This window comes from Streptomyces sp. NPDC051452 (assembly GCF_044454765.1).
In the GTDB taxonomy this organism is placed as follows: Bacteria; Actinomycetota; Actinomycetes; order Streptomycetales; family Streptomycetaceae; genus Streptomyces.
Window position 1 is genome coordinate 22868 of the sequence record NZ_JBITEB010000025.1, and the last position, 25207, is coordinate 48074.

Sequence of the window (25207 nt, forward strand, 5' to 3'; positions counted from 1 at the left end):
TCGCGACGGCATGTTATGGGCGTATCGCCGCGGATCGGGGGGGTTGCCAGGCGCGAAGCAACGGCGCCCGAAGCACACGGCCACGAAGACAGGGCATCCTGGGATGAGACAGGAACGAGTCGCATCCCGCCCCGCCCGTCACCCCGCAGGGCCTACAGGACCCGACCACACGCACAGCCCCTTCCGCACCGCCACCCCGCACCCCGAGAATCGCCCCATACCTATTCGAGACAGATGGAAACGACCTCTCAGTGGGTGTTTTCGAACGTCAGGTTGTCCTGTCGGCCGGTTGATCTCCGCCTGATCGATCCCTCTGCAGGCTCATCGGCTCAGGAGGTGTTGTGGCCGTAGCGGGTAGCGCAGGAGAAGAGTGTAAGTACGCCTTGACAAGCGACGAGGACGAGTGCGATTTCTGGGGCATCTCGCAAGAGGCCAGGGGTTTGTTCACCCAGAGTGAGGACGGTCTGCGCCAGATCGAACTCCTGGGGTGCTTGCCGCAGGGAGCGTTCCTGACCTGCCTTGATCATCTTGGCGGCCGCCGCGCATCTACCAGAAGGACAACTACTTCGGGCGGCACGTCTGTGTCGGACGAGAGGGCGGCACCATCGGCGACCTGCGCTCCTACCAGCTCAACGACACCACCCACAGTCTGCGCAACAACAGCACCCCCTGGGGCGCCTGACCGGCCCGAGGGGTAACAGGCAGAGGCCCGGGCCCGCTTCTCGGCAGGGTGGTCCGGGCTGATGCGGTGCTGACTCCCGGGTAGACGCCGGGTTCGTTCGGCGGCTGATGCCGGGGAGTAGTCAGCCGGTGCGTCCGGGGTGGCCCTGGGTCAGCAGCGTGTTCCAGGCAGGGCGAAGACGGGAAACCTTAGTTCGGCGAGGCTCAGACGGGCCGTCTTCACCTTCACATCCCTGGCGCCGGTGGCTTCTTCGACCAGGTCGACCACGTAGTACAGGTGGGTGCCGACGAGGCCGTACCAGCTGCGGTTGAGATGGGGATCGGCTGAGTCGGCGGGCGCCAGGCAGGCGGCGGCGGCCCGGACGGTGTCGGCGGTGAGCAGGTAGGTGACGTCGCCGGCGGTAAAGGCCGCCTGCGTGCCAGCGGACATGTGATCGCTCCAAGGGCCGGGCTCATGACAGCACCCGCGTAAGCGCACCACTGCGGCCGGGGTAGGGACGCCGGAGGCGAGCCGCGCACGAGGCCAGCCCGCCTCCGTACTCGGCCGACCGGCCGGCGCCACTGGAGCGCTGGCTGACCGGTTCATGTCAGTGGCGGTGGTGGCTCCAGGAGGCGTCGTCGATGAAGCGGCCGTGGTCGTTGCGCAGGGTCGCGGTGTCGTGGTCGTTGTTCCACACGTAGGCGCGGCGGTCCTGGAAGAGGTCGGTGCGGGTGTCGCGGCCGATACCGGTGTGGACGCGCACGGTGGTGCCCCGGCCAGGCGGTAGTGGTCGAAGGTGTAGGTGTGGCCGTCCTCGTCGGCCAGCGTCCAGCCGTCGAGGTTGACGCCCGGCGGGTGGAGTTGGTGGCCGTAAATCGGGGTCCCAGTCAGCCATGCCGTGGAGCAGCCGGAGCCAAGGCAGGCGACTGCCGAGGAGGCATCACTGCTCGGCATCCAGAAGGCCGCGCTCGTCACGCACATCTGGCGGACGTCCTCCAGCGACCAGGGGCGGCCCGTGGAGACGGCGGACATCGTGATGCCCGTCGCTCATTGCGAGATCGTCTATGAGATCCCGAACAACCGTTCGTGTGCGGGCGACCGGCGGCGTGTTGGATCTTCGAATGTCAGGTCTCAGGCGTGCCCCACGCGTGCCCCTTCCGTGCCCGACAGACCGGGAAAACCACGCGACCCCAGAGCAGCAGGCCCGCCCCGCCGGGGCGGGACGCGGCCAAACCTCCCCGCCCAACGTGGTCACGGAATGGGTCCGAGGCCTGTCTGCAGTCGTCGGCGGTCGGGCCGGCCGATGGCGTCCGCGTCGGTCAGGGAGTGCGGAGACTGCTGGTGTACACGTCCGTACGGTTCTGTGGTGCGCCGGAGTGGGTCTCGGTGAGCACCGCCCGTACTCCGTTGTGGTCTGCCACCAGGCCTTGGTAGTCGCCGAGGAAGTAGCCCCCAGCGAACGGCGCCTGCAGCCAGTCGAAGACCCGCGAGATCCGTCGTTCGGTCCGGAGCTTCGGGTTTCCGTGCTGCAGCGTGGCCAGTTGGTAGGCGGTAGGCAGGGTGCTGGTGTTGCCGGGCTTGAGGAAGCGCAGGTCGTAGTAAGTGAGCGCGACCGTGCCCCGCTCGGCGACCGCGATCGATGGTGAGAAGGCCGGAACACCCTTGGGGCTGATCAGCTCCGGGGCCCCCCAGCTGCGTCCACCGTCGGTGGACCGCACCAGCTGGACGGAGTCGAACCTTCCACCGGAGAAGTCCGAGCCCTCGTAGGCCATGTACAGCGTGCCTGTCTTGGGGTCAACGGCCGGGCTCGGCAGGGTGGCCGAGGCGCGCAGCAGTTTGGTGGGGTCGTTCGGGTCGACCTCCGGTACGGACGTGTCCCGGGCCACGGTGACCGGGGCGCTCCAGGTCTCTCCGGCGTCGGTCGAGGTGACCACCTCATAGCGAGCTTCGACGACGGTGCTCAGGTCGTCGGAGTAGGTGATTCGGTCGAAGAAGTCGTACAGGTTGCCGGTGCACCGGTCGGCGACGATCAGATGGCCGATGGTCTGGGTGTTGGGCACGGTGCTGGTGTCGACGAACGGCCGGCCCTTGCTCCAGGTGCGGCCGCCGTCGCGGGTGAGGGAGATGTAGCCGGGACCGTCGAGGGAGCTGGGGCCGGGTGGGTCGTTGTCGAGGCGGTTCCAGACCTGGTAGGCGGTGCCCTTGCGGATCGGGTCGGCGGTGAGTGAGGGCTTGTCGTTGAAAAACGGCTGCTCGTCGACGTGCGTGGTGGTGAGGTTCCGCCAAGTGCGGCCGCCGTCACGGGACGTGACTGCCAGGAGGGCGCTGCGCGTGCTCTTCGTGAAGTCGACGCCCTCCCCGCCGGCGTAGATTGTGCCGTCCGGTCCGGTGCTCACCCAGGGGTCGGAGGCCCGTTCGTAGTCCGCGCCGCCGGGGGCGCACAGGCTGAACGGCAGCGTGCTCCGGTGGAAGGTGTGACCGTCCGTGGTCCAGCCGGCCGCCAGGCCACGGGCGCCGCCGTCGTTCCAGCGGTCCTGCTGGAACACGGTGACCACGCGCTTGGGGTCGCGCGGATCGACGGACAGGTACGGTTCGACCTCGGTTGCCGGGTAGACGATGCTGTCGGGGGACCTCGCTCCGATGGTGCACTTCGCGTACGGGTCGCCGTGGGACACCTTGACCAGTGGTGTGCCGTAGGGGTTCCGGTCTGCTGCGGCGGGAGTCGCGCCGGTGACCGTGCCGAGCAGGAGCGCGGCGGTGGTGACGGCGGTCAGGGACAGGAAGACGCGCATGCGGGATCTCCTCCGGGCCTGCCGGCCGGGGTACGGGACCGCCGTCATCGGAGCGGCCTGGGGCGCGGAGGCGTACCGGAACGCGAGGGTGGGGCGACTCCGCTTGGTCCTTTTCGGCGTTGCAGCCGGTGCCCTTGATGGGCCGAACGACGGAGTCATCCCCGGGTCGTCGAGGAGCATGGCGGAGCCGACCGGCGGGCCCCGTGCCGGTTGGCTCCTTGATCGTGCTGTTACGGCGCCGTCTCGTAGGTCCCCGGAGAGGGCCGTGGGCCGCGTGCCGGTTGACGATGCCAGCGGGTTCGGCCTTGACTCGGACAGGCTGGAGCGGGATGACCTGCTGGACCTCATCCACGGTGGGGATGAGTCAGGGGCCGGGGCATCCCGGGCACGATCCGGCGGCCGTCGCCTTGATGCGGCGTCGAGAACTCGAGGCGAGCTGCGAAGTCCTGAGAGTCAGTCATCTGGAGATGCGGGACTACGCCGACTCCGGGTTGATGGGCTGGCAGACCAATTGACGCCCCCGGATCCACCGGCTGCGGCTCGCGGGGTGCGAGATCTACCGCTTCGGCGGATGGGAGCTCTCCCAGCCGTACGCCGGGCAGCCGGTGCAGGACTTCTTGACGCCGGCCGGGGAACTGACCTCATCACTGATCAACCGGGCCGCGGACCGCTACAGCCTGCCGACCGCCAGCGTGCAGCGGCTGTGGACGGGCCGCAACTCCCCCACCCGGCACGACGACGGCGACGCCGCACTGCCGGCAGTCGAGGAGGATGTCGTCCCGTAAAGAGGGCCGGCGCAGGTCCGGGACGGGCACTTCATACAACGTTCAAAGTACAACGGTTCGATTTCTGTACGCGCCAGGGGCTGACACCGGGGTCCTGCTGCGCGATAACGTGCGGGCTCGGCCTGATCATCGCACTGTCCGGGGACTGTTATGCCTGATCCTTCCGTGCCGCCGGACGACCTGCCGGCGTCGCCCGTGAGGCCCCGTGTGAGGGCCGAGTCGTCGGCCGGGTCCTTGAGACGGCGTCTGGTGCTGTCGTCCGTGCTGCCGCCGAGCGTTGTGGCCGTGACGGGTGCGGTGGCCACCGCGCTGGTCGGCGATGGCCACCTGGACCAGGCGTACCAGGGCGCTGTGTTCGGCGGCGTTGTGCTCATCGGGACCGTGGCGGCCACGATCGCGGGCATGCGGGCTTCGGCGGAAGCGCGAGCAGTCACCGAGCACTGGGCGGAGCTGTCCCGCGCAGCCGACCGCAACCATGCCGAGGTGACCGAGTTGACCCGCGCCACAGCCGAGGGCAGAGCCGAACTGGAATCGCTGTGCCGTCGGCTGCGGGCCGGGGAGCGCCCTGTGCAGGGCCGGCCGGAACTCCCGCCGCGGACCGGCCCGGACGAACTCTCCCGCCTCGGATTCGAGATCGCCGTGGCCCGGCACGAGGCGAAGGCAGCCCTGCTGGAGACCGCCGCCTCCGCGATCGGCGCGGAACACCACTCCCGGCTGGAGCAGTTCGAGGTGTTCGCAAACCTGGCGCGCCGTCTGGAGTCCCTGGTGCACCGCGAGATCGGTCTGCTGGACGACCTGGAGAACGAGGTCGAGGACCCCGACCTGCTCAAGGGGCTGTTCCGGGTGGACCACCTGTCCACCCGGATCCGCCGCTACGCCGAGAACCTGGCCGTGCTCGGCGGCGCGAACACCCACCGCCAGTGGAGCCGCCCCGTCAGCCTGACCGACGTACTGCGTTCCGCCGTCGCCGAGATCGACCAGTACGCCCGGGTCAAGCTGGTCCCGCCCGTCGAGGGAACGGTCAGCGGCCACGCCGTGGTAGACGTCGTCCATCTGCTGGCCGAGCTGCTGGAGAACGCGACGGTCTTCTCACCGCCTCAGACCACCGTGCACGTACGGGTGGAGCCCGTCGCCGCGGGGGTGGCGATCGAGGTCGAGGACCGGGGCCTGGGCATGTCCCCGGCCGAGCGCGGTCAGATGAACACCGTCTTGAGCGCACCCGACAAGGTTGCGCTGGGCGAACTGCTGCAAGACGGCCGGATCGGCCTGTACGTGGTCTCCGTCCTGGCTAAGCGACACGACATCGCCGTGCAGTTGCAGAGCAACGTCTACGGCGGCACACAGGCCGTCATGGTGCTGCCCGAGGCACTGCTCGGCCCGCAGCCGGCAGCTTCCGCGCCGGAGCCCCACACCGTCCCGGTTCCCCAGGCGGAGCCGCACGACCGGACGGAGACCGAGGCAGTGGACCTCCCGGCCACGGAGACGACCGTCGTCGCGGAGCCGAGCGTGTCAGATTCCGCATCCGGGCCCGCCCCGGCCACCTCCGACGGCGAGGACGACCGCCCGCGGCTGCCTCAGCGCCGCCGTCAGGACCACGCCGCCGAAGTGCCGCAACCGGTCGGCGGCGCCGGTGCTGCCGAGGACATCGAACACGACCCCGGCCTCATGGCCGCATTCCAGACCGGACTACGCAGGGCCGAGGAAGCGGAGACGCCCTGATGGCCGTAGCCGCCATGAAGGCCCAGGGTCCGTACAGCGAAACGTTTCCTTCTGCCGAAGAGGAGTACACGATCGTGGCGAGCGAAGACCTTTCCTGGCTGTTGACGGGTCTGGTGAACCGGGTGCCGCACACCCGAAGCGCGTTGTTGCTGTCCTCGGACGGGCTGGTGAAGGCAGCGGAGGGGCTCGACAAGGACGCCGCGGACCAGCTGGCCGCGCTCGCCAGTGGGCTGTACTCGTTGGCGCGCAGCGCGGGCCGGCACTTCGACGACGGCGGTGACGTGCGACAGATCGTGACGGAGCTCAGCACCTCGCTGCTGTTCGTTTCGTCCGCCGGGCACGGCGCGGTGCTGGCGGTGCTGGCCGGACGCGATGCGGACGCGGCGGTACTGGGCTACGAGATGGGCATGATGGTGAAGAGCGTGCGTCCGCACCTGGCCACACCGCCCCGGCACCCGGTGGGGTGACCGATGACGCCGGTCCTCCCAGACGGACCGCAGCTCGACAAAGCGGCCGGGCGGCTGGTCCGTCCCTACACGGTGAGCGACGGCCGGACCAGGGCCACGTCCCATTTCACACTGGTGACCACGGTGCGGGCCACCGGCGCCCAGACGCAGGGCGTTTTCGGCCTGGAGCACGCGCAGGTGCTGGCGCTGTGCGAACAGCCCGTGAGCGTTGCCGAGGTCGCGGCCCGGATGCAGGTGCCCGCCGCCGTGGTCAAGGTACTGCTGTCCGATCTGGCCGAGGGAGGCGCGGTGGTCGCAGGTGATACGCGCCCGGCGCCCACGGACCACTCCGCACGACCTGATCGAGACCTCCTGGAAGCGATACGCGATGGCCTCCTCAAACGACTGTGACCCGCTGCCCGCTGACGTCCTGCCGATGGGCGTCAAGGTGCTGATCGCCGGCGGGTTCGGCGTGGGAAAGACCACCTTCGTCAACGCGCTCAGCGAGATCGAGCCGCTGAGCACCGAGGAGATGCTGACCGCCGTCAGCGCGGCCACGGACCGGCTGGACGGAGTGGAGAACAAGGCCACCACCACGGTGGCCTTGGACTTCGGCCGGATCACGCTCAGTCAGTCCCACGTCCTGTACCTGTTCGGCACGCCTGGGCAGGAGCGCTTCTGGTTCATGTGGGACGAACTCTCCGAGGGAGCGCTCGGGGCGGTGGTGCTCGCCGACACCCGCAGGCTGGAGCACTCCTTCGCGGCGGTGGACTTCTTCGAGCGGCGCGGCATCCCTTTCGTCGTCGCCGTGAACGAGTTCGACGGGGCTCACCGCTACCGCGGGGAAGAGGTGCGGACCGCGCTCGACCTCAGGCAGGAGGTGCCGGTGGTGTTGTGCGACGCCCGCGTCCAGAGGTCGGGCATACGCGTGCTTCTCGATCTGGTTCAGCATCTGATGACGACAAGGAGTTCCCATGGCAGCGACACAGATCAACCCACCGTCCGGGCCTGAGTCCCAGATCGCCCTGCGCCATCTGCTCCTCCCCCCGGAGGACCAGGAGGTGCGCGCCCGTTCCGAGCGGCTGCGCGAGCTGGGCATCGATGCCCGTCCGGACGCCGAACTCGACGCCTTCGCACGGGAGCTGGCACAACGCACCGGCGGCTGCTACGCCGGGGTCAACTTCTTCCTCGACGCAGACCGCCAGTACTTCGCGGGGTTGTACAGCGCCGCGCAGGACACCACGGCTCATGTGGGGCCGCCGTTGCTGGAGGAACCGGTGGCCGGCCGCGTCATGCCCCGCGACATCGACATGGGCATCTGCCCGCACGTGGTCAAGCGCCGCCGGGCGCTGGTGCTGGAGGACATCCGGGACTTCCCCCGGTTCGCCGGCAACCCGGTGGTTGACGCGATCGGCGTTCACTCCTACCTGGGCGCACCGCTGATAGACAGCACCGGCGTGGTGCTGGGCACCATCTGCGTGGTCGACCAGGACCCACAGCCGTGGGGGCGCGAAGGGCTGGAAACCATCAAGGCCATGGCTGCCGAACTGGTCGAGCGACTGGAGGAGTCGGCGAACCACCGCGGCTGACCGGCACTGCCGGACGCGCACGCGGCGCCGAAGCGGGTGACCTGGAGCAGCGGAAGGGGCAGGAGATCAGCGGTTCGCGCAGATCGCGTACACCGAGATACCGACGTCGCTGTACCGCATCTGCCGGCCGAGGCCGATCCAGCCGCGCCCGTCATCGGTCGGGAACGAGCCGACGAGGATCGCGTCCTGGCCCTGTGCCTCCGCTCCCCCGCCGATGGCGACCTTCCCCTCCGGGCAGAACACCGTCCGCCGCTGGGCCTGTGTCCCCACCCCGCGTTCTCTCGAGCGAGCTGCAGGATCAGCTTTTTGAGCGCTGCCCTGGTGGGCGGGCGTCCGGTGCGGCCGCGTTGGGCGCTGTAGTCCCGCTTTGCGGCGATGAACCTGCGGTGCCAGGCCAGCAGGGTACCGGGAGTGACCGCGAAGACCTCGCGCCAGCGGCGCCGGGGTATCAGGCTGGAGAGTGCGGCCAGCCAGAACCGGTCAGCGGGCTCGTGGCGGACCGGGCTGGCGATCAAGCATCGAGAGGATCACGGCGGGCATGGTCCCAGCCGGGACCGCTCTACCGTCCTAACCTGCGGCGGTGACTTTACGAGCCCCAGAGGGTCTCCTTCGCCGAGGTCGCCGAGTACCAACAGCGCGGCCTGATCCACTTCCACGCCGTCATCCGGCTCGGCGGCCCGGATGGCACCAGCAAGCCTCCGCCGCCGTACACCACCGTCACCGTGCTCACCGACGCCGTACGCGCCGCCGCCGCGGGTCCGCGTCATGGTCGAGTCGGACGCGGTCGGGGAACGCGAACTCGCCTGGGGCGAACAACTCGACGTACGCGAGATCGCCGCCTTCGGCGCGGACGCCGAATTCACCGATCGCGACGGAACTTCTACGAACCCCAACCCGCCAGGTCAGGCTGAATCGCCAAGCCTCCGCCACGCTTCAGCCCACAGCCGCTCGAACCCCTCTGCGGAGATCTCGGCCGCCTCGGGCTGGTCCTGCCAGCCGTCCCTGGGGCCTTCAGCGAGAACCTACCGGAACATCGCCGCGAGATCTGCATGATCACGCAAGTGCAGCACCTCCTCCAACGAGGCCGCCGTCACCCACCGCGAGACTTGCCCTCGGACCTCAACCCGTCGCGTTGCCCAGCCTTCGTCATCGGCCTCGAAATACAGCCACAGATCTTCGTCCTCCTAGTAAGTGCGGAACCAGGTCCTCATGCCGCCATCCTGAGAGCACTACGTCAGCGACGCCGGCCAGACGGCATGTGCCGGTGGAGGCGAGCGGAGCGGACTTGGTCACCCGGGTGCGGGAGGCGCTGAAGCTTCCCGGTGAACCGATGGCCTACCACTTCGTCCTCCGAGGCGCGGTGGACCGCTTGTGGAGCAGCAGACGCTCCCCTCCTGACGGGCTTGATGACTGACCTCACCGGCAGGCCGTACGAGCCTCGACCTGCGATGCGAAGCCCTGTTCGCCCACCGCTAGCCGGAGGCCCCGCTGACGCTCTGCTCATCGACGGCCCACTCAATTGTTCAACCGCCAAGTAAGGCCCGGTCACAGTGACCGAACACGCGGGAGTCGTCAGCAACGGGGTCGGATGAGCTGGGAATCGGATCGATCGAGGCGGTCTGGTTATCGCAGACGAGGCATCCGACTTGTCACGCACGCTCATTCAGCAGCCGTTACACCACCAGAAGCGAAGATCGAGACCTTGAGGCTCGTCATGGCGGTTCCATAGGTCTTGGCCGATACACGTCTGGGTTGGGAAGGGCAGTGCAGGCCACCGACGTGGTGGTCTGGTTGCTTGCGTCAGTGCCGCTGGCAGGGAATGTTCGTGGTCCCGACACGGTCGAGTAGAGGCCCTCATTGGCCCAGGCCCGGAATCGCCGGGTCGCAGAAGACAGGTGATGGAAATGCGAGACGAGGCCGCCAAGCGGGCCGAGCTGGTCTTCTCCCTCTTCGACGCCAACGGCAACGGAGTCATCGACTCCGACGACTTCGATCTGATGACGGGCCGTGTTGTGGAGGCGGCGGCCGCTTCGGACGACGGCGCCAAGGCCGCCATCCGGGCCGCGTTCCGCCGCTACTGGACGACGCTGGCCACTGAACTGGACGCCAACGGTGACGGTGTGATCACTCTGGAGGAGTTCCGCCCGTTCGTGCTCGACCCCGAGCGTTTCGGTCCCACGATCGCCGAGTTCGCCGAGGCCCTCTCGGCGCTCGGCGACCCCGACGGGGACGGCCTCATCGAGCGCCCGCTCTTCGTATCGCTGATGACGGCGATCGGCTTCGAGGAGGCGCACATCCACGCCCTGTTCGACGCCTTCGGTCCGGACTCCGAGGACCGCATCACCGTGGATACGTGGGCCATCGGTATCAAGGACTACTACGCGCCGGACATGGCCGGGATCCCGGGCGACCATCTGGTGGTGGCCCCGGCCGCCTGAGACGGCCCGCGAGCGGCTTCCCTGGCGGTAGGGGTGCCGTTGATGTGCCTCGAACTGCCGCCGCGTGAAATGTCTCCCGCCAGGCGGGACCTGCGGCCAGGCCCCGCCCTCAGCCTCCGTGAAGACGTCGTCGTACGATCGCGGGCGTCAGGGCGAGGGCTTGTGCGCGAAGACCCACCGGTTTCCCTCCAACGCATCGTTCGGCTCAGGCAGGGGGCCACGTCGGTGCCGGCGGGTGAAGTCGAATGGCGTGTGCATTGAGGTGGACCAGCCCCTGGCCGCCAGGTCGCCGACGGAGTCGGGTCGTGCTCCCTTGTCGAAGAGGCTGAGCAGGTCGATGCCGATCTCGTCTCGCGTCGCCGTGTAGATCGGGCTGTCGCGGTATGCCTGGAGGTCCTCTTCCAGCTTCGCCTCGAAGGCCAGTGCGCTGCCTGCGGTAGTCAGACTGTCCACGGTGTCGATGAGGTACCTCTCGGCGGGGCCCGGCAGGTAGAAGAGCAGTCCCTCGGCCAGCCAGACACTCGGTGCGGCCGGGTCGAAGCCGGCGGTGGTCAGCGCGGTGACCCAGTCGGCCCGCAGGTCGACGGTAACGGGGACGCGCTTCACTTTCGGGGTGGCCGACAGGTCGGTGAGCACCTGGTGCTTGAACGCCAGCACGCCCGCTCTGTCGATCTCGAAGACCACGCAGTCGGACGGCCAGTCCAGCCGGAAGGCGCGGGCATCCAACCCCGCGCCCAGCAGGACCACTTGGCGGGCGTTCGTACGGACCGACTGGAGGAGGAAGTCGTCAAGAACCCTGGTCCTCAGGCCGAAGTAGCGTGCGAACCGTCCCCATAGCGGGTTGCCGTCCCCGTCCGGGACCTGCTGGATGCGCACCGGCCAGTTCGCGCACGCCGGAGCGGCGCGCACGAAATGTTCCGCGTAGACGTCCTGGGCCAGGCTGTCGTGGCGGTGGGTCTCGATCGCCCGTGCCGCGGCAACCAGGAGGGCGGTCAGTCCCACGCCTGCGTCCACGCCTTCCCCGTCCGTGTGCTGCGGCGCGGTGCCGACCATGTTTCCTCCGTTGGCGGAAGTGGGGAGGGCGAGGTGCCTGCTTGTCGGATGCGGTGAGTCTGCGGTGCTGCCTGCCTCGCTCATCGGCTTCTTCCCTCCGGAAGCAAAACGGGTTTGACCACGCCGCCTGCGGCGCAGTCGCGTTCGGCCTCGTTGATGTCGGCCAGTGGGTAGGTGCGGATCAGCTGGTCGAAGGGGAAGCGTCCGGCCGGCCACAGCCCGATCAGCCGGGGTATCAGCAGTCCGGGAACGGCGTCCCCTTCGCAGATGTGGCGGATGCTGCGGCCTCGGTCCAGCGTGCCAGGGTCGAGCGGCAGCGCGGTGTTCAGCCGTGCCACCAGGCCGAGGCTGCCGGTGGGGCGCAGTGCCCGGAGCGCGTCGTTGATGAGCGGGGTCGATGCCGTGGTGTCCAGTGCGTACTGCGCGCCGCCGTCGGTCAGCCGCCGGATTCGCTGGGGCAGTCCGGCCCCTTCGGCGGGCAGCGGGATCGCGCCGAACCGTTTGGCCAGGGTCAGCCGCCCGGGATGCCGGTCGACGGCCACGGTCACCGCGCCGGCGGCGGTGGCTGCCATCACCGCGGCCAGGCCCACCGCTCCCGCGCCGAAGACAGCGAGGGTGTCGCCGGGGCCGGCGCCGAAGGTGTTCAGCACGGCTCCGGCGCCGGTGAGGAAGCCGCAGCCGAGCGGCCCGAGCAGCTCGACGGGCAGTGCCGGGTCGACCCGGACGGCGTTGCGGGCGTGGATGAGCGCGTACTGGGCGAACGAGGACTGGCCGAACCAGCGAGGGGCCAGCGCTCCCCCGGTTGCGTCGGTGAGCTGCGGCGCGTCCTTGCGTCCTCCGAAGAGGTTGAGGGAGGCGAAGGAGTCGCAGTAGGCGGGGGCCGCGCCGCGGCAGTTGCGGCAGTGCCCGCAGGAGTCGAAGCTCAGCACGACGTGGTCGCCGACGCCGATCGCGGTGTCCGGGCCGCCGCCCGTCCGCACCACGACGCCGGCCCCCTCGTGGCCGAGCACCGCCGGCAGTGGGCTGCGGCCCGCCGATCGCCGGACTGCGAGATCGGTCCGGCACATCCCGCAGCCCGCGATCTCGACCAAGATTTCGCCGGCGCCGGGTTCTGTGCGCAGGGCCACGTCCTCGACCGTGAACGGGCCGTCGTACGAGCGCAGTACGGCCGCTTGGTACCTCATCGTCATGCCTCCTGCGGGCGGTGGACGACGAACGGCCGAAGGTTGCCGTAGAGCCCCCACGGCCCGCCGGCGACGCCGACACCGCTGTTCTTGACGCCTGCGAAGGGCTGGGAGAGGGACAGTTCGGCGTGGTGGTTGATCCACGCCGTGCCGCATTCGAGCCGGTCGGCCACCGCCTCGGCCCGGTCGAGGTCGGTGCCCCATACGGAGCCGCCCAGTCCGAAGCCGGTGCCGTTGGCAGCGTCGACGGCTTCGTCGAGGCTCCGGTACGGCAGGACCGGCAGGACGGGGCCGAATTGCTCCTCGGTCACCACCGGGCTGTCGGGCGGGACATCGGTGAGGATCGTGGGAGCGAAGAAGTAGCCCGGCCCGTCCAGCCGGTGGCCGCCGGCCGCCGCCCGGGCTCCGTCTGCCAGGGCCTGCTTCGTGGCCTGCTCGACCCGGGCCAGCTGGGGGGCGTTGTTCACGGGGCCCAGCAGGGTGTTCGGGTCGAGGCCGGCCCCGACGGTGACGGTCTTCGCGCGCTGGGCGAGTGCTTCGACGACCTCGGAGTGGAGCCGGGCCGGGGCGTAGACGCGTTTGACCGCCATGCAGACCTGCCCGCAGTTGCGGAACGCGGCCCAGAACAGCCGGTCCGCGATCCGGTCGACGTCGATGTCGTCCAGCAGGACGGCGGCGTCGTTGCCGCCCAGTTCCAGGGTGACCCGGGCGAGGGTGGCCGCCGCCGCTTCGGCGACGGCCCGCCCGGTGGGTACCGAGCCCGTGAAGGTGACGTGGCGGATGCCCGGGTGGGAGGCGAGGCGGGCGCCGAGCGGTTCGCGGCCGGTGACGACAGTCAGGACGTCCTCGGGCAGGGCGGTGGCGAGGACGGAGCCGAGCAGTCGGGTGGCGAGGGGGGTGAACGGGGACGGTTTGAGGACCATGGTGTTGCCGGCCGCGAGCGCGGGCGCGAACTTCGACGCCGCGAGCTGGAGGGGAAAGTTCCACGGCACGATCGCGGCTACGGGTCCGAGCGGACGCCAGCGGATCTCGCTGCGCACCGGCCGACCGTCGGTGATCCGGCGAGCTTTGGGGGCCAGGTCTGCGAAGTAGCGCAGGCGGGCCGCCGTACGGGCGATCTCCGCGTACGACTCGGCCAGGGGCTTGCCCTGTTCCCGGGTGAGCAACCGGGCAAGTTCGTCTCCGGCCGCCTCCACGGCGTCGGCCGCTGCGCGTAACGCGGTGGTGCGGGCGGCAGGGTCGGCGCGCCAGGCGTGCCATGCCCGATGGGCCCGGTCGATCACGGCGTCCAACTCGTCCGGCTGCTGGTCGGGAGCCTCGTCGAAGGTCTCGCCGGTGGCCGGGTCGATGACGGCGAAACGCGCGGGTCGGCGTCCGGGAACGCGATCGGACTCGGATGTCGCCATGCCGGTCAGTTGACGGAGGGGACGCCGGCCGCGTGCTCCCGGGCCTGCCGGTCCATCTCCGCCCGGAAGGCGGCCACGAGATGCGGCTGAATCCTTCCGGCATTGCGGTCGCCGCCCTCACAGACCGCTCCGCGCACGCCCACAATGTCCGTGCCGATGCGGGTCAGCGGACCGAGGTCGGCCTGCTTGACGCTGCCCGCGAGGGCGGCGAGGCGACCGGAAGCGTGGGCCAGCCGGACAAACTCGGCGCAGACGTCCGGTGGAAGGTGGTCGAACAGCCGCGTCCCGTCCTTGATCGCCGTGTCCAGCATGGCCGCGTCGGCGCCGGAGCGGGCGGCGATGTCGGGCACGGCGAGTGGGTTGACACAGCCGATGCGGTGGGCGTCGGCGTAACCGGAGGCGACGACGAGCGCTTCGGGGCGGTGGTCCTTCACCGCCCGGACGACCGCGCGCATGACCTCGATGCCCTGATCGGGCGTCGTGCAGCCGTAGAGGCCGACCTTGATGTACGTGGCCCCCGAGACGACCGCGCCGAGCGCAGCCTGAGCCACCGTGCCGGGTTTGTACGGGACATCCCCCACGGTCGCGGACACCGGCTTGTCCGCCGGGACAGCATCGCGGATCTCCCTGATGACCCAGGGGAAGTTCGCGCCGAGAGAGCCCTCATCAGGCTTCTTGACGTCGACGATGTCGAGATGCTCCGCCGCCTTCGCACAATCGAGAGCCTCCTCGACACCGTCCGGGGAGATGAGAAGCAACACCCTGACCTCCTTCGCCGCCAGTCCGCCCGGCCGAGGGACAGGGCACCGCGGTACACCTGGCTCGCGTACGGTGCGCTCATCATTTCCGTCACCCTTGGGAATCGGGAGGGCGCACACAGTAGTCACGGGTGCTCATGTCCACGAATGGTGCGCCGTGCATACCGGGCAAAGCGATCGGCAAGCAGCGATTCGTCCGGTCGGCGAATACCTCGCGGCACCCGCGTAGGCCCGCTGAGGGATGCAGCCCTGCGCACCCGGGAACGAGTTCGCACCGGGTGCGCAGGTATCGCCAGGGCAGGACACGCGCAGTGCGGCTGCAGTAGCACCGCGACCGGCGACCAGACCAGAAGGGGCGCCGACGCCTCTGGCCGGTCAGGCTGGGCGTAGGCCCGGTTGGGGTGCTTGCGCGGAGGAATGGTGGACTTGACGAACCTGTTCCCCGGCGGGATCGGGGAGTGTTCCCGGGACTGCTGCCGATCCGGGCAGCGCGTGCGGCCGGCGCCTCGGACTCAGAAGGTGCGTGATGCGTTGCGCCGTCGAGGGCTTTGAGTGCGCAGATGGTATTCGGGCGGCTGATGCCCAGGTCGTGAAGCGGGTCTGTGCCCGTTGCAGAGCTGCGCGGGCGTGCTTCACGTCGTCATGCGACACGGACGGACGGCCGAAGGGCACCGCGCCGCTGCGATAGGCGGCTTCCACTGCCCGGCCGGTCCCCCGCAGCGGCGGCATCGGCCGGCGAGGCTGCCGCCGAACTGATGGACCCGAGTGAGACGAGGATCGGCGAGTGTTATCGCTGCCACGGCTGGGGTCCGTCGAGGCCCGTGGGCAGCTGCACCGTCTGCATCAACTGGACTCCTCGCGGCGGCGGGGACGGTGTTTGTCGCCGTTGTCGGCACCGGGCGGAGGTCGACCAGGACGGAATCTGTCGTCCCTGCACGGTCGAGATCCGACTGCTGCCCGATCTTGAGTGGACTCGCAGCGCGGTTCGGCACCAGCCCGGTCCAGTCCGTGACCTGCAGCTGTCCTTGCGGCTGCCGGGTATTCCGAACCCGAACGGGTACGTCTGCCGGAAGCGGCGACAGCCGGTCGAGCTGCCGCCCGCCGATGCCTGGAAGCGGCGCTACGGCCGTGGCGCCTGGGGCCTACAAGACGACCCCCGGGTCTGTCCGCCCCAGGTGGCTGGGCAGTTGGCCTTGCTTCCCGGGCTGCCTCGGACGTTCACCCGCGAGCATGCCCAGCGGATCGCCGACCACTCATTCCCGAGATGGCAGAGGTCCTCGACGCCGTCGAGCGCATCCGTGAGAGACGCGATCTGAGCACCGGCTGACGGTTCAGCGTGATGGAGATGATGATGCGGCGCTGGCGTCCCGGGAAGGCGGAGAGCATCTGGTCGACGAGTATGTCACCGCCCCTCGACTCAGAAGGGTCGCCCGTTGCCAAATACGGCATCCAACCGATCTCTACTCAACTTGGCCTTCAGCCACAGAAGTTGAGGATCGACCGGATTCTCGACGAAGCACACGAGACCGCCGACCCCGTTCACCTCATGCGCGTCTTCGGGATCGCCCCCGATACGGCGATGAAGTACGTCCAGGCGGCCCATCCCCACCGGTTCATCAAAGACCCAACGCGGGCCTGAAGCAGCACCAGGTGTCTAGGCCGTGTCCGGCGGATCTTGTGACTGCCCCGGCCTTGGTTCGTTCCGGCAGCGCACCGGGGTACCGTGGCGGGATCTGCCTGCGCGTTTCGGTCGGTGGAAGACCGTGTACGAGCGGCATCGGCGCTGGTCAGCAGATGGCACATGGGACAAGCTCTTCGCGGCTGTCCTCGCCGATGCTGACGCGGAAGGCCGCATCGACTGGTCCATGGTGAGCGTGGACTCCACCTCCTGCCGGGCCCACCAACACGCCGCGGGAGCACACAAGAAACCCCCGCGGCTTCCGGGAAAAGACACACGCCCCTGCAGCACCACCCCGATGAGGGCCTGGGACGCTCACGGGGCGGCCTGACCTGCAAGATCCACCTTGCCGGTGAGGGCGGACGCCGCCCACTCGCCTTGCTGATCCCCCCCGGGGCAGTGGGGCGACGCTCCGCAGCTCATCCCGGTCATGGAGCGTGTCCGTGTCGCCCGCCGGGAGGGCGGGCGACCGCGGACTCGGCCTGGCCACCTCGGCGGAGACAAGGCTTACTCATCCCGTCGCAGCCGTCGCTACCTGCGGCGACGCCAGATCAAGCACACGATCCCCGAACCGAAGAACCAGCGGGCCAACCGACAGCACAAAGGCAGCAGGGGCGGTCGGCCCGCTGGCTTCGACAGGACGCGTTTGTCGAACCTCGTCGCCACAGCCCGGAAGCTCTTGAGGGCATTGATCGTCCGCTCCACCTCGTTCCTGCGTTTGTAGATCGGAGACCTAGTGGTACCCCTTCGCCCCGTCAAGCAGTTCTCTCACGATGGACGCATGCCCCGCGTGCCGTCCGGTCTCCTCGACGAGATGGATGAGCATCCAGCGGAGGTTGGCGTTGCCGGAGCGGCAGCCGGGGTGGCGGCCGACGTCATCCCAAGAGGCCGCGGCCACGAATCTCGTTGCTTCGGGCGCACTGGCCTCGTACGACGCACACGCGCGGCGGGGAGTGCGCCCCATCGGCTTCGCGGGAACCGGATGCGCACCACCGGCCGTCGTTCAGGCCCGGGTGTAGCCGCCGTCGGCGAAGAGTTCGGCGCCGGTGACGAACGACGAGGCGTCCGAGGCCAGGAAGAGGGCGGCCTCGGCGATTTCCTCGGCGTCGGCCAGCCGCCCCAGTGGCACGACGGCCTCGGCGAACCGGTCGGCGTCCTGGCCCACGGCGCGCAGCAGGGCAGGGGTCCGCGTGGGTCCCGGGCTGAGGACGTTGACCCGGAATCGACGCTCTCGCGATTGCCGGGCCCAGTTGTGCACGAGGTTGCTCAACGCTGCCTTCGAGGCGCTGTAGACCTCGAGATGCTCATTGGGGCGCACGCTGTTGCTCGAGCCGATGACCAGGATGGAGGCGTTCTCCGCCAGCAGCGGAAGCGCCTTTTGGACGGTGAATAGTGGGCCCTTGACGTTGACGGCGAGTGTCAGGTCGACGTTCGCCTCGATGTGGGCGCCGAGCGAGGCGTCCGCGACGATTCCCGCGTTGGCCACCAGCACGTCGATGCGTCCGGCCTCCTCGCGGACTCGCGCGTAGAGCGCGTCCAGGTCGGTCAGGACCGAGACGTCGGATCGTACGCCGGTGACCGCAGGGCCCATCTCCTTGACTGCCGCTTCGAGGCGGTCGGTGTCCCGGCCGGTCACGAAGACCCGTGCGCCCTCCCGGACGAAGCGGTGGGCGATGGCCAGCCCGATCCCGCTGGTTCCTCCGGTGATCACAGCCACCTTCTCCTGCAGCACGCCTGGCATGTCGAACCCCTTCAGTTGTGGAATGGATCGTCCATAACGTAGGCAGTAATGGACGATCGAGTCAAGAATGGTTAGGCTGAAACCATGCCGAGACCACGCGCATTCGACGAACGCCAAGTCCTGGAGCAAGCCCGGGAACAGTTCTGGGCGACCGGCTATGCAGGAACCCGGATGGACGACATCGCCCAGGCGACCGGCCTGGGCAAGGGCAGCCTGTACGGCGCATTCGGCGACAAGGGCAAGCTGTTCCACCGCGTGTTTGGCGACTGGTGCACCGCAGTCGTTGAGGTGGCCGAAGGGCGGCTGGCAGGTGGCCCGGACGCAGAGGCCTTGGCCCGGCTGTCGGGATACGTGCATCTAATGGCGGAGAACACCGCCTCCGACACCGAGCGCCGCGGGTGCCTGTTGGCCAAGGGCGCGGCGGAACTGGCCCAGCACGATCCGACGGTCGCCGGACGGTCGGCCGAGACCATGACGGCACTGCTGACCCTGCTGCGGACGGAGATCAGCGCCGCCCAGCGCCACGGGGACATCGATAGCGCTGCGGATCCGGAGCGGTTGGCGGCACTGCTGTTGACGGTGGTCCGCGGTATCGAGGCGGTAGGCAAGGCCGGCCTGGACCCGGAGACGCTGCGGAACATCGCAGACACCGCACTGGCGGTCCTGCCCATGCCCGAGGGGCGAAAACGCCTCGCAACCGGGTGCAGTCCGGCCCGCGAGAACCAACTTGGTGCCATCACGGCCACGTGATCCGCCGGACAGTGCCTAGCTCGCGCGCGACTGCCGATGACCTGAGGGAGCGTGCGCGTACCCGCCAACTTTGTGAGCGAGGAGCAGCGCAAGCGCTTCGGTCGCTTCACCGAGGAACCGATGAGGGGCAGTTGGGAACGACCGACCGAGGTGAATGTGGTCCTTTGACGTAGGCGGGCACCCTGGCTGTTCAACCGGCCCCCCGGGCTGCCCCGGCTGCTCACCGGCCGTCGGAGCGGGGCGGTCCGGCCCGGAGAGGCGCGGCCAGCGTCGGCTCCTCCGGATCGGCTCGGCCGACCCGGACCCCTTGTGACGCCGGCGCCGAGGGGCGGTCCGACCGCCGGTGAGGGGGCCTCAGGAGCCGTAGAGCGCTTCGATGTCGGCCGCGTACGCCTGCACGATCGCGGCGCGACGCAGCTTCAGCGATGGCGTCATGAGGCCGTCGGCCGTGCTGAACTCGTTCGGGATGATCCGGAACGCGCGGATCGCCTCCGCCTGGGAGACCGCCGCGTTCGCCATCGTCACGGCCCGCTGGATCTCGCCACGCAGTTCCTCGTTGATCGGCGCCTCCCCGGTCCGGGCGTGCTGCTGTGCGCGAAGCCGGTACCAGTGCTGGGACGCCTCGGGATCCAGGGTGATCAGCGCCGCGATGAAGGGACGGTTGTCGCCTACGACGAGGCACTGGGAGATCAGGGGATGTCTCAGCAGCCGCTCCTCGAGCACCCGGGGATTGACGCTCTTGCCGCCACTGGTGATGAGGATGTCCTTCTTGCGTCCGGTGATGACCAGGAAGCCGTCGTCGTCCAGCCTGCCCACGTCGCCCGTCGCGAACCACCCGTCGCGCAGCACCGACCCGGTGGCCGCCGGATCGCCGAGGTAGCCGGCGAAGACGACGTCCCCGCGGACCCAGACCTCCCCGTCCCGTGCCACGTGGACGGAGCAGCCTGGCAGGGGTCTGCCGACGGTCCCGAAGCGGGGCCGGCCCGGAGGCTGGCTGGTGACGGCGGCGGTCGTCTCGGTGAGCCCGTATCCGTCGTGGATGGTGACCCCGGCCCCGGCGAAGAACAGGCCGAGTTCCCGGTCGAGATTCGACCCGCCGGAGGTGGCGTACCGGACCCGGCCGCCGAGGACGGCCCGCAGCCGCCCGTACACCAGACGGTCGAAGACGCTGTGCGAGGCCTTCAGCAGCGGTCCTGGCCCCGAACCCTCGCCCCTGTCCCGGCGCTCCACTTCCTCGGCGTAGCGCACCGCGACGTCCACGGCCCGGTCGAAGAGCGCCTCCCGGCCGGCTGCTTCGGCCGAACGCCTGGCGGAATGGAAGATCTTCTCGAAGATGTACGGCACGGCAAAGACGTACGTCGGCCGGAACGATGCCAGGGCGGGCAGCAGCGCGGCGGGAGACAGGTCCGGCTGATGCCCCAGCCGGATGCCGCCGCGCATGCAGAGGACCTGCACCATCAGGCCGTAGATGTGGGAGAGGGGCAGGAAGGCCAGAACGGCCGGCTGCTCACCGGGCTCGGCGAGGACCTCCCGCCAGCCCGCGTTCAGGGTGTCGCATTCGGCCGCGGCACCGGCGTGGGTGATCAGGCAGCCCTTGGGGTGGGGGCCGGTGGTGCCGGAGGTGTAGGCGATGGTGGCGACCGAGCCCGGCTGCACTGCCCTGCGGTGCTGGTGCACCACCTCGTCGGGGATGCCCCGGCCCGCGTCCGCCAGCCACCGGACGCAGTTCGCGTCCAGTTGCCATATCGCCCTCAGCAGCGGCAGCTGGTCGCAGACCGCCCCCACGGTCATGGCATGGTCCTCGTGTTCCACCACGACGGCCACCACCTGCGCGTCCGACAGGATCCAGCGGACCTGGTCCGACGAGGAGGTGGGGTACACGGGGACCACCTGGGCGCCGATGGACCACAACGCGTAGCTGAAGAGCGTCCACTCGTAACGGGTGCGGGACATCACGGCGACGCGGTGACCGAACTGGATCCCGCCGGCCAGCAGCCCCTTGGCCAGCGCCAGGACCTCGTCGCGGAACTCGGCCGCGGTGACCGCACACCACCTCTGCTCGTCCAGGGGGTCGCGGCGCGCCAACTGCTCCAGTTTGGGGTCGCGTTCCGCCACCTCGTACACCGAGTCCGCAAGGCCTCCCGCCGATAGGGGTTCCACCAGTGCCGGAAGACTGAAGTCGCGCACGCTACCCCCATGTTGAACCGTTCACCGTGCCCGCCTCGCGGCGGGCAGGGGCGCAACATACCGGCCGTCATCGCGGGAGCCTAGGTGCTGGCCGCCAATTCTCGTTGCATTGGTGCGCGGTGTCCGGTGCCGGGGCTTATTCCACGCCGTTCAGGCCTCCCCACCACTGGTGCTGTGATCCCGGGCAAATGCGAGGTGAACGGCTTTGTTCAACTCGGGTCCCCTCCAGGTTTGTTGCGGTAACGTCAGCGACGTGGAGTGGCTGGTGCCGGCCGGGGCTCTGGTTGCCGTGGATTACGGTGAACGGCGGGCCGGGCAGCGGCAAGACCGCTCTCGCCGTGCGGTTGCTGGGCCGTCTCATGCGCGCCCACCCCGCGATACGCCCCCGGTTCATTAACCCCCTCCGGCACGCTACGCGCCCACCTCCTCGACGCCCTCCGCGACCACGACGCGGCCCGCGAGCTGTTCCCGTAGGCCGGCTCCCTGCGCAGCACCGCCCGCCAGACAGGTGCGCTCGTCATCGACGAAGTCCAGCGCATCAAGCGGGGTGGCGCGACAGGCCTGCCACCGGACCTGGCCTCCGTGATCCAGCAGGTCCCCCTGGCCGTCATCTTCCTCGCCGAACGGCAGATCATCCGCCCCGACGAAGGCACCACCGTTGACCAAATCCGCGCCGCCGCCCGCGGGGTCGGACGCGCCCACCACCACCTCGAACTCACCGGCTCGTCCGCTGCAACGGCTCAGCCGCCTACACCGCCTGGGTCGGCAACCTGCTCTACGGCACCCCCCCCCAGCCATGGACCGGACACACCGGCTACGAACGAGGACTCGCCGAGGACCCCTTCCAGCTCCAAGTCTGGATCGACCAGGTCACCACCGCCGGACACACCGCCGGACACACCGCCCGCACCACCGCCGGACTCTGCTGGCAGTGGCCCCGTACCCGGCCCTCCGGCGCCACTGCCGCTGTGGACGGACGCCGCCGACTGCGGCCCGTGCCACCCCGGCAACGACGCGCACTGACCGCCCCGCAACGGCGAGCTCCCCGGGCCCCGGCCACACGAGAGGGGCCCGAGAGCACGCCCGGGTGCGCGGACGGGTGTGCGAGGCGGAGGGTGCTCCCTGGCCCTGCGAGGTGCGCAGTTACGGAGTTGCGGGGTCAGAGCCAGCCGCGTTCGTCGGCCACCCGCACCGCCTCCATCCGGTTGCGGGTGCCGGTCTTGGCGATGACGGACGACAGGTAGTGGCGGACCGTGCCCTCGGAGAAGTGGAGGGCGCCGGCGATGTCGGCCACGGAGCCGCTCGCCCGGGCGGCCCGCAGGACGTCCCGTTCGCGCGGGGTCAGCGGTGACTCGCCAGCGGCGAGGGTGGCGGCCGCGAGCTCCGGGTCGACGACGCGCTCTCCGCGCATCACGCGGCGGACAGCGTCGGCGAGCGCCTCGGGCGACGCGTCCTTCACCACGAAGCCCACGGCGCCGGCGGTCATAGCGCGCCGCAGATAGCCCGCCCTGCCGAAGGTGGTGAGGACGACGACGCGGCACCGCGGCACCCGTGCGGTGAGCTAGGCCGCGGCAGCGAGCCCGTCGAGTCCGGGCATCTCGATGTCGAGCAGGGCGACATCCGGGTCGTGGGCGAGCGCGGCGCCGACGACCTTGTCGCCGCGGTCGACGGAGGCGACGACCTCGAAGTCGTCCTCCAGGTCGAGCAGGGCGGACAGGGCGCTGCGGATCAGGTCCTGGTCGTCGGCGAGCAGCAGCCGGATGGTGCGGTGGGTCGTCATCGTCTCTCCCTGTCGGTTGCCCGTTTCCGGCGTCCGCCCCTCATAACGTCACCCTCAGCCGCCAACCGCGTGGTACGGCCGGCCCGGCCTCCAGGACGCCGCCGGCTTCCCCCACCCGCTCCCGCAGCCCCGCCAGTCCGTTCCCCGCTCCCCCGGTGCCGCCGCCTGCGCCGTCGTCCCGGATCTCCACGGCCGACGCGGTCAGCCTCACCTCGCAGCGTGTGGCCCGCGCGTGCCGCACCACGTTCGTCAGTCCCTCCCGCACGACCCACCCGAACAGCTCCAGCCGTTCAGCCCCGACGGGGTCCGTCGTCGGTGGCAGCCGCGCCTGATGCCCGCGGCCCGCAACAGCTCGCGCCCGCATGCGAGTTCACCGGCGAGGGTCACCTCGCGATACCCGGAGACCGCGGCCCGCACGTCGGCGAGGGTCTGCCGGGACAACTCCTCGACCTCGGTGATCTCGTCGACGGCGCCCGCGATGCCAACCTGGCGAACCATCACATCCCGATGCCACCGCAGATGCCCGGGAACCTGCCCAGCGGCATGTGATCGACACTGTACGAGCCGACACCTCAGGCACGGTCGAACGTGGCGCCTTGCTGGGTTCATCGCCGATCAGCTGCGGCTCAACGCCGTGACCGTGCCCGGATCCGCGGCGACAACTGTATCCGCTGGGGCGGCAGGCCCCTCCAGGCCGCAGCCTGACCCAGCCCCCAACCCGGCGAAACCCATGCGGTCACAGCACTAGCTACGGCAGTGCATCATCGACATCAGCAGCCTGTGGGTCTCGTCGTCGGCGGCGACCACAAGCCCACGACCTGCCTCCCCAATCGGCGCACCGTCGATCCCGGTGACAACGCAGCCGGCAGCCCGGCACAAAGCGATGCCGGCCGCGAAATGCACGCTCCTGGAAAGGTCGCCACCATCGGTGACATACGCGGCGCGCTTGCCGGCAGCCACCCAGGCCAGCGCCAGGGTCGTGGATACTACGCGGGGCCGGAAACGTTCGATGAATGCAGGATGGGCCAGCAGTTCCACGGCCCGGAATCCCGGCGCACTCGGGAACGGCGGATCCAGGTTGACGTCCACCAATCGGGTAGCGGGCGTGGGCGTCAGGAGTGTGTCGTCGGCCCCGTCCTGCCGCACCCAGCCGGTCTCCCCGTCGGTAAAGAAGACCTCGCCGCTGAACGGGTCGGCCACGGCCGCCGCCCCATCGCGCAGCGCCACGTTGACGGCCACCAGCATGTTGCCGACGGCGTAGTTCAGCGTGCCGCACAGGGGATCCACCAACCACTGGCGCACAGCGTCGGCGGCGCCTTGCTGCCCGCCTTCCTCGCCGAGCACGGCGTCATCGGGCCGTGCGGCACGGATGACGCCGAGGATCGCCTTCTCAGCCTCCACATCGGCGGCGGTGGCAAAGTCCCCGGCCCCCTTGTCTATGCGGTTGAGACGCCGGCCGTACATGCTGCGGACCACGTCCGCGCCAGCCCGCGCCCCGGCTATCGCGACTACAGCATCGTCGGAGCTCGCGTATGAGTCGATCATGCCGTGCAGACTATCGAGGCGAAGTTACCGCCCCGGCGAACCTTCGCGGTCAGGCATTGGAGAGGCGGACTTGGGTGCTCCAGCCGGCGCTCGGAGTGGTAGTCGGTGGACGGTGTGATACCTGGCGCTACCTGCGCAAATCTGGAAACGCGTTGCGAAAAATGCCTGGCGTGTTCGATGGCCTCCCAGCGCACCCGCCCTGATCTGCGGCGATCCAATTTCCTGCAGATCCCCGCTGAATGCGGCTCACCTCCGCGATCACGGCGCCCATCTGCGGTGAGCAGTGAGGTGTGAGGGACCTCAGACGCCCGGCCCGGCCCGGCCCGGCCCGGCCCGCCGGCAGCCGGCAGCCGGCAGCCGGCAGCCGGGGGCAGCATGCGAGCCAGTGGGCTGGTGCCATCCGGGTTGTCGAGGATGTGGATGACAAGGCTCATGAGGGCTGCGGATTGCGGGGCATCGGCCGGCGGGTGATCGATGGACCGGGCCAGCCAGTCGTCGCGCTGGGGCTTGAGACGGTCGGCGGGGGTTCTGCGGATGATGCATTCAATGCGTCTTCAATGCGTTGCATGGAAGGGCGAGGCACCCAGCGCGGGGGCGCCCGGAGGAGGGGGAGCGCAGTTCAGCGCGGCGCCGTCGCCGGGTTCCACCGGGCAGCACTGCCCGTCGATATCGGTGGTGATCCTGTGAGGTGCCAC

At 69.7% G+C, this 25207-nt stretch carries 23 protein-coding genes and 6 pseudogenes; 13 read left to right on the top strand and 16 right to left on the bottom strand.

The annotated features are described in order from the left end of the window. Positions 1-832 precede the first annotated feature (832 nt). The gene (locus ACIBA9_RS36195; RefSeq protein ID WP_399369771.1) at positions 833-1111 is read right to left on the bottom strand and encodes a hypothetical protein; all 279 of its coding nucleotides are present in this window, start codon (positions 1109-1111) and stop codon (positions 833-835) included. Between the two features lie 157 nt (positions 1112-1268). Then, positions 1269-1507 (bottom strand): annotated as a pseudogene (locus ACIBA9_RS36200) (lamin tail domain-containing protein); the annotation flags it as partial. Positions 1508-1535: 28 nt separating this feature from the next. Here ACIBA9_RS36200 and ACIBA9_RS36205 point away from each other — a divergent pair. After that, positions 1536-1745 (top strand): annotated as a pseudogene (locus tag ACIBA9_RS36205) (UTRA domain-containing protein); the annotation flags it as partial. A gap of 235 nt (positions 1746-1980) precedes the next feature. On the opposite strand, the gene ACIBA9_RS36210 reads toward ACIBA9_RS36205, so the two are convergent. After that, complete coding sequence (locus ACIBA9_RS36210; protein ID WP_399369773.1) at positions 1981-3453, bottom strand: sialidase family protein; 1473 nt, start codon at positions 3451-3453, stop codon at positions 1981-1983. Positions 3454-3824: 371 nt separating this feature from the next. Between ACIBA9_RS36210 and ACIBA9_RS36215 the strand changes: the two are divergent. From ACIBA9_RS36215 to ACIBA9_RS36245, 7 genes and pseudogenes are all read left to right on the top strand, one after another. Beyond that, a pseudogene (locus ACIBA9_RS36215) lies at positions 3825-3965 on the top strand (GlcNAc-PI de-N-acetylase); the annotation flags it as partial. Between the two features lie 93 nt (positions 3966-4058). After that, on the top strand, positions 4059-4238 hold the full coding sequence (locus ACIBA9_RS36220) for a hypothetical protein (RefSeq protein ID WP_399369775.1): 180 nt from the start codon (positions 4059-4061) through the stop codon (positions 4236-4238). Between the two features lie 285 nt (positions 4239-4523). Then, positions 4524-5957, top strand: a complete 1434-nt coding sequence (locus ACIBA9_RS36225) for a sensor histidine kinase (RefSeq protein WP_399369777.1) — start codon at positions 4524-4526, stop codon at positions 5955-5957. A gap of 74 nt (positions 5958-6031) precedes the next feature. Beyond that, positions 6032-6424, top strand: coding sequence for a roadblock/LC7 domain-containing protein (locus ACIBA9_RS36230; RefSeq protein ID WP_106960650.1), 393 nt, complete (start codon positions 6032-6034; stop codon positions 6422-6424). A 3-nt stretch (positions 6425-6427) separates the two neighbouring features. After that, positions 6428-6814 (top strand): DUF742 domain-containing protein, encoded by a 387-nt coding sequence (locus ACIBA9_RS36235; RefSeq protein WP_399369779.1) that lies wholly within the window; start codon positions 6428-6430, stop codon positions 6812-6814. Beyond that, positions 6792-7415, top strand: coding sequence for a GTP-binding protein (locus ACIBA9_RS36240; RefSeq protein WP_399369781.1), 624 nt, complete (start codon positions 6792-6794; stop codon positions 7413-7415). Before ACIBA9_RS36235 ends, ACIBA9_RS36240 begins: the two co-directional genes overlap by 23 nt. Beyond that, a complete protein-coding gene (locus ACIBA9_RS36245; protein ID WP_399369783.1) occupies positions 7378-7992 on the top strand; it encodes a GAF domain-containing protein in 615 nt (204 codons plus the stop codon). Before ACIBA9_RS36240 ends, ACIBA9_RS36245 begins: the two co-directional genes overlap by 38 nt. A 66-nt stretch (positions 7993-8058) precedes the next feature. On the opposite strand, the gene ACIBA9_RS36250 is transcribed toward ACIBA9_RS36245, so the two are convergent. Then, positions 8059-8262, bottom strand: a complete 204-nt coding sequence (locus ACIBA9_RS36250) for a hypothetical protein (RefSeq protein ID WP_399369785.1) — start codon at positions 8260-8262, stop codon at positions 8059-8061. A 374-nt stretch (positions 8263-8636) separates the two neighbouring features. On the opposite strand from ACIBA9_RS36250, the gene ACIBA9_RS36255 reads away from it, so the two are divergent. Beyond that, positions 8637-8903: a hypothetical protein gene (locus ACIBA9_RS36255; protein ID WP_399369864.1), complete on the top strand. Its 267-nt coding sequence runs from the start codon at positions 8637-8639 to the stop codon at positions 8901-8903. 993 nt (positions 8904-9896) lie between these two features. Beyond that, positions 9897-10430, top strand: a complete 534-nt coding sequence (locus ACIBA9_RS36260; protein WP_399369787.1) for an EF-hand domain-containing protein — start codon at positions 9897-9899, stop codon at positions 10428-10430. Between the two features lie 147 nt (positions 10431-10577). On the opposite strand, the gene ACIBA9_RS36265 is transcribed toward ACIBA9_RS36260, so the two are convergent. The 4 genes from ACIBA9_RS36265 to ACIBA9_RS36280 form a co-directional block, all read right to left on the bottom strand. Beyond that, positions 10578-11483, bottom strand: coding sequence for a class I SAM-dependent methyltransferase (locus ACIBA9_RS36265; RefSeq protein WP_399369789.1), 906 nt, complete (start codon positions 11481-11483; stop codon positions 10578-10580). A gap of 80 nt (positions 11484-11563) precedes the next feature. Further along, positions 11564-12667 (bottom strand): NAD(P)-dependent alcohol dehydrogenase, encoded by a 1104-nt coding sequence (locus ACIBA9_RS36270; protein WP_399369791.1) that lies wholly within the window; start codon positions 12665-12667, stop codon positions 11564-11566. A 2-nt stretch (positions 12668-12669) separates the two neighbouring features. Next, positions 12670-14073: an aldehyde dehydrogenase family protein gene (locus tag ACIBA9_RS36275; RefSeq protein WP_399369793.1), complete on the bottom strand. Its 1404-nt coding sequence runs from the start codon at positions 14071-14073 to the stop codon at positions 12670-12672. A 5-nt stretch (positions 14074-14078) separates the two neighbouring features. Continuing rightward, on the bottom strand, positions 14079-14834 hold the full coding sequence (locus ACIBA9_RS36280; RefSeq protein WP_399369795.1) for a (5-formylfuran-3-yl)methyl phosphate synthase: 756 nt from the start codon (positions 14832-14834) through the stop codon (positions 14079-14081). Positions 14835-16170: 1336 nt separating this feature from the next. On the opposite strand from ACIBA9_RS36280, the gene ACIBA9_RS36285 reads away from it, so the two are divergent. Continuing rightward, positions 16171-16470, top strand: coding sequence for a hypothetical protein (locus ACIBA9_RS36285; RefSeq protein ID WP_399369797.1), 300 nt, complete (start codon positions 16171-16173; stop codon positions 16468-16470). 61 nt (positions 16471-16531) lie between these two features. Continuing rightward, positions 16532-17149 (top strand): annotated as a pseudogene (locus tag ACIBA9_RS36290) (IS5 family transposase); the annotation flags it as partial. Positions 17150-17151: 2 nt separating this feature from the next. On the opposite strand, the pseudogene ACIBA9_RS36295 reads toward ACIBA9_RS36290, so the two are convergent. From ACIBA9_RS36295 to ACIBA9_RS36305, 3 genes and pseudogenes are all read right to left on the bottom strand, one after another. Then, positions 17152-17235: pseudogene (locus ACIBA9_RS36295) on the bottom strand (IS5/IS1182 family transposase); the annotation flags it as partial. A gap of 7 nt (positions 17236-17242) precedes the next feature. After that, positions 17243-17473 (bottom strand): DUF664 domain-containing protein, encoded by a 231-nt coding sequence (locus tag ACIBA9_RS36300; RefSeq protein ID WP_399369799.1) that lies wholly within the window; start codon positions 17471-17473, stop codon positions 17243-17245. Between the two features lie 39 nt (positions 17474-17512). Further along, positions 17513-18250, bottom strand: a complete 738-nt coding sequence (locus tag ACIBA9_RS36305; RefSeq protein WP_399369801.1) for an SDR family NAD(P)-dependent oxidoreductase — start codon at positions 18248-18250, stop codon at positions 17513-17515. A gap of 84 nt (positions 18251-18334) precedes the next feature. Between ACIBA9_RS36305 and ACIBA9_RS36310 the strand changes: the two genes are divergently transcribed. Next, positions 18335-19000, top strand: a complete 666-nt coding sequence (locus tag ACIBA9_RS36310) for a TetR/AcrR family transcriptional regulator (protein WP_399369803.1) — start codon at positions 18335-18337, stop codon at positions 18998-19000. 354 nt (positions 19001-19354) lie between these two features. Here ACIBA9_RS36310 and ACIBA9_RS36315 read toward each other — a convergent pair whose 3' ends face one another. From ACIBA9_RS36315 to ACIBA9_RS36335, 5 genes and pseudogenes are all read right to left on the bottom strand, one after another. Then, on the bottom strand, positions 19355-21187 hold the full coding sequence (locus ACIBA9_RS36315; protein WP_399369805.1) for an AMP-dependent synthetase/ligase: 1833 nt from the start codon (positions 21185-21187) through the stop codon (positions 19355-19357). A 411-nt stretch (positions 21188-21598) separates the two neighbouring features. Further along, entirely contained in the window at positions 21599-21889 is a 291-nt protein-coding gene (locus ACIBA9_RS36320) for a hypothetical protein (RefSeq protein ID WP_399369806.1), read from the bottom strand. Positions 21890-22346: 457 nt separating this feature from the next. Further along, positions 22347-22967, bottom strand: a pseudogene (locus ACIBA9_RS36325) (response regulator). A 249-nt stretch (positions 22968-23216) separates the two neighbouring features. Beyond that, on the bottom strand, positions 23217-23465 hold the full coding sequence (locus ACIBA9_RS36330) for a hypothetical protein (protein WP_399369808.1): 249 nt from the start codon (positions 23463-23465) through the stop codon (positions 23217-23219). A 246-nt stretch (positions 23466-23711) separates the two neighbouring features. Then, positions 23712-24512, bottom strand: a complete 801-nt coding sequence (locus ACIBA9_RS36335) for an inositol monophosphatase family protein (RefSeq protein ID WP_399369810.1) — start codon at positions 24510-24512, stop codon at positions 23712-23714. Positions 24513-25207: the final 695 nt, after the last annotated feature.

Bases quoted from the DNA above. Each gene is read 5' to 3' on its own strand.
- ACIBA9_RS36240 (WP_399369781.1), top strand. From the start codon at position 6,792: ATGGCCTCCTCAAACGACTGTGACCCGCTGCCCGCTGACGTCCTGCCG.
- ACIBA9_RS36235 (WP_399369779.1), top strand. From the start codon at position 6,428: ATGACGCCGGTCCTCCCAGACGGACCGCAGCTCGACAAAGCGGCCGGG.
- ACIBA9_RS36245 (WP_399369783.1), top strand. From the start codon at position 7,378: ATGGCAGCGACACAGATCAACCCACCGTCCGGGCCTGAGTCCCAGATC.
- ACIBA9_RS36310 (WP_399369803.1), top strand. From the start codon at position 18,335: ATGCCGAGACCACGCGCATTCGACGAACGCCAAGTCCTGGAGCAAGCC.
- ACIBA9_RS36260 (WP_399369787.1), top strand. From the start codon at position 9,897: ATGCGAGACGAGGCCGCCAAGCGGGCCGAGCTGGTCTTCTCCCTCTTC.
- ACIBA9_RS36265 (WP_399369789.1), bottom strand. From the start codon at position 11,483: ATGGTCGGCACCGCGCCGCAGCACACGGACGGGGAAGGCGTGGACGCA.
- ACIBA9_RS36270 (WP_399369791.1), bottom strand. From the start codon at position 12,667: ATGAGGTACCAAGCGGCCGTACTGCGCTCGTACGACGGCCCGTTCACG.
- ACIBA9_RS36305 (WP_399369801.1), bottom strand. From the start codon at position 18,250: ATGCCAGGCGTGCTGCAGGAGAAGGTGGCTGTGATCACCGGAGGAACC.
- ACIBA9_RS36300 (WP_399369799.1), bottom strand. From the start codon at position 17,473: ATGGGGCGCACTCCCCGCCGCGCGTGTGCGTCGTACGAGGCCAGTGCG.
- ACIBA9_RS36210 (WP_399369773.1), bottom strand. From the start codon at position 3,453: ATGCGCGTCTTCCTGTCCCTGACCGCCGTCACCACCGCCGCGCTCCTG.
- ACIBA9_RS36275 (WP_399369793.1), bottom strand. From the start codon at position 14,073: ATGGCGACATCCGAGTCCGATCGCGTTCCCGGACGCCGACCCGCGCGT.
- ACIBA9_RS36335 (WP_399369810.1), bottom strand. From the start codon at position 24,512: ATGATCGACTCATACGCGAGCTCCGACGATGCTGTAGTCGCGATAGCC.
- ACIBA9_RS36285 (WP_399369797.1), top strand. From the start codon at position 16,171: ATGGAGATGATGATGCGGCGCTGGCGTCCCGGGAAGGCGGAGAGCATC.
- ACIBA9_RS36330 (WP_399369808.1), bottom strand. From the start codon at position 23,465: ATGGTTCGCCAGGTTGGCATCGCGGGCGCCGTCGACGAGATCACCGAG.
- ACIBA9_RS36195 (WP_399369771.1), bottom strand. From the start codon at position 1,111: ATGTCCGCTGGCACGCAGGCGGCCTTTACCGCCGGCGACGTCACCTAC.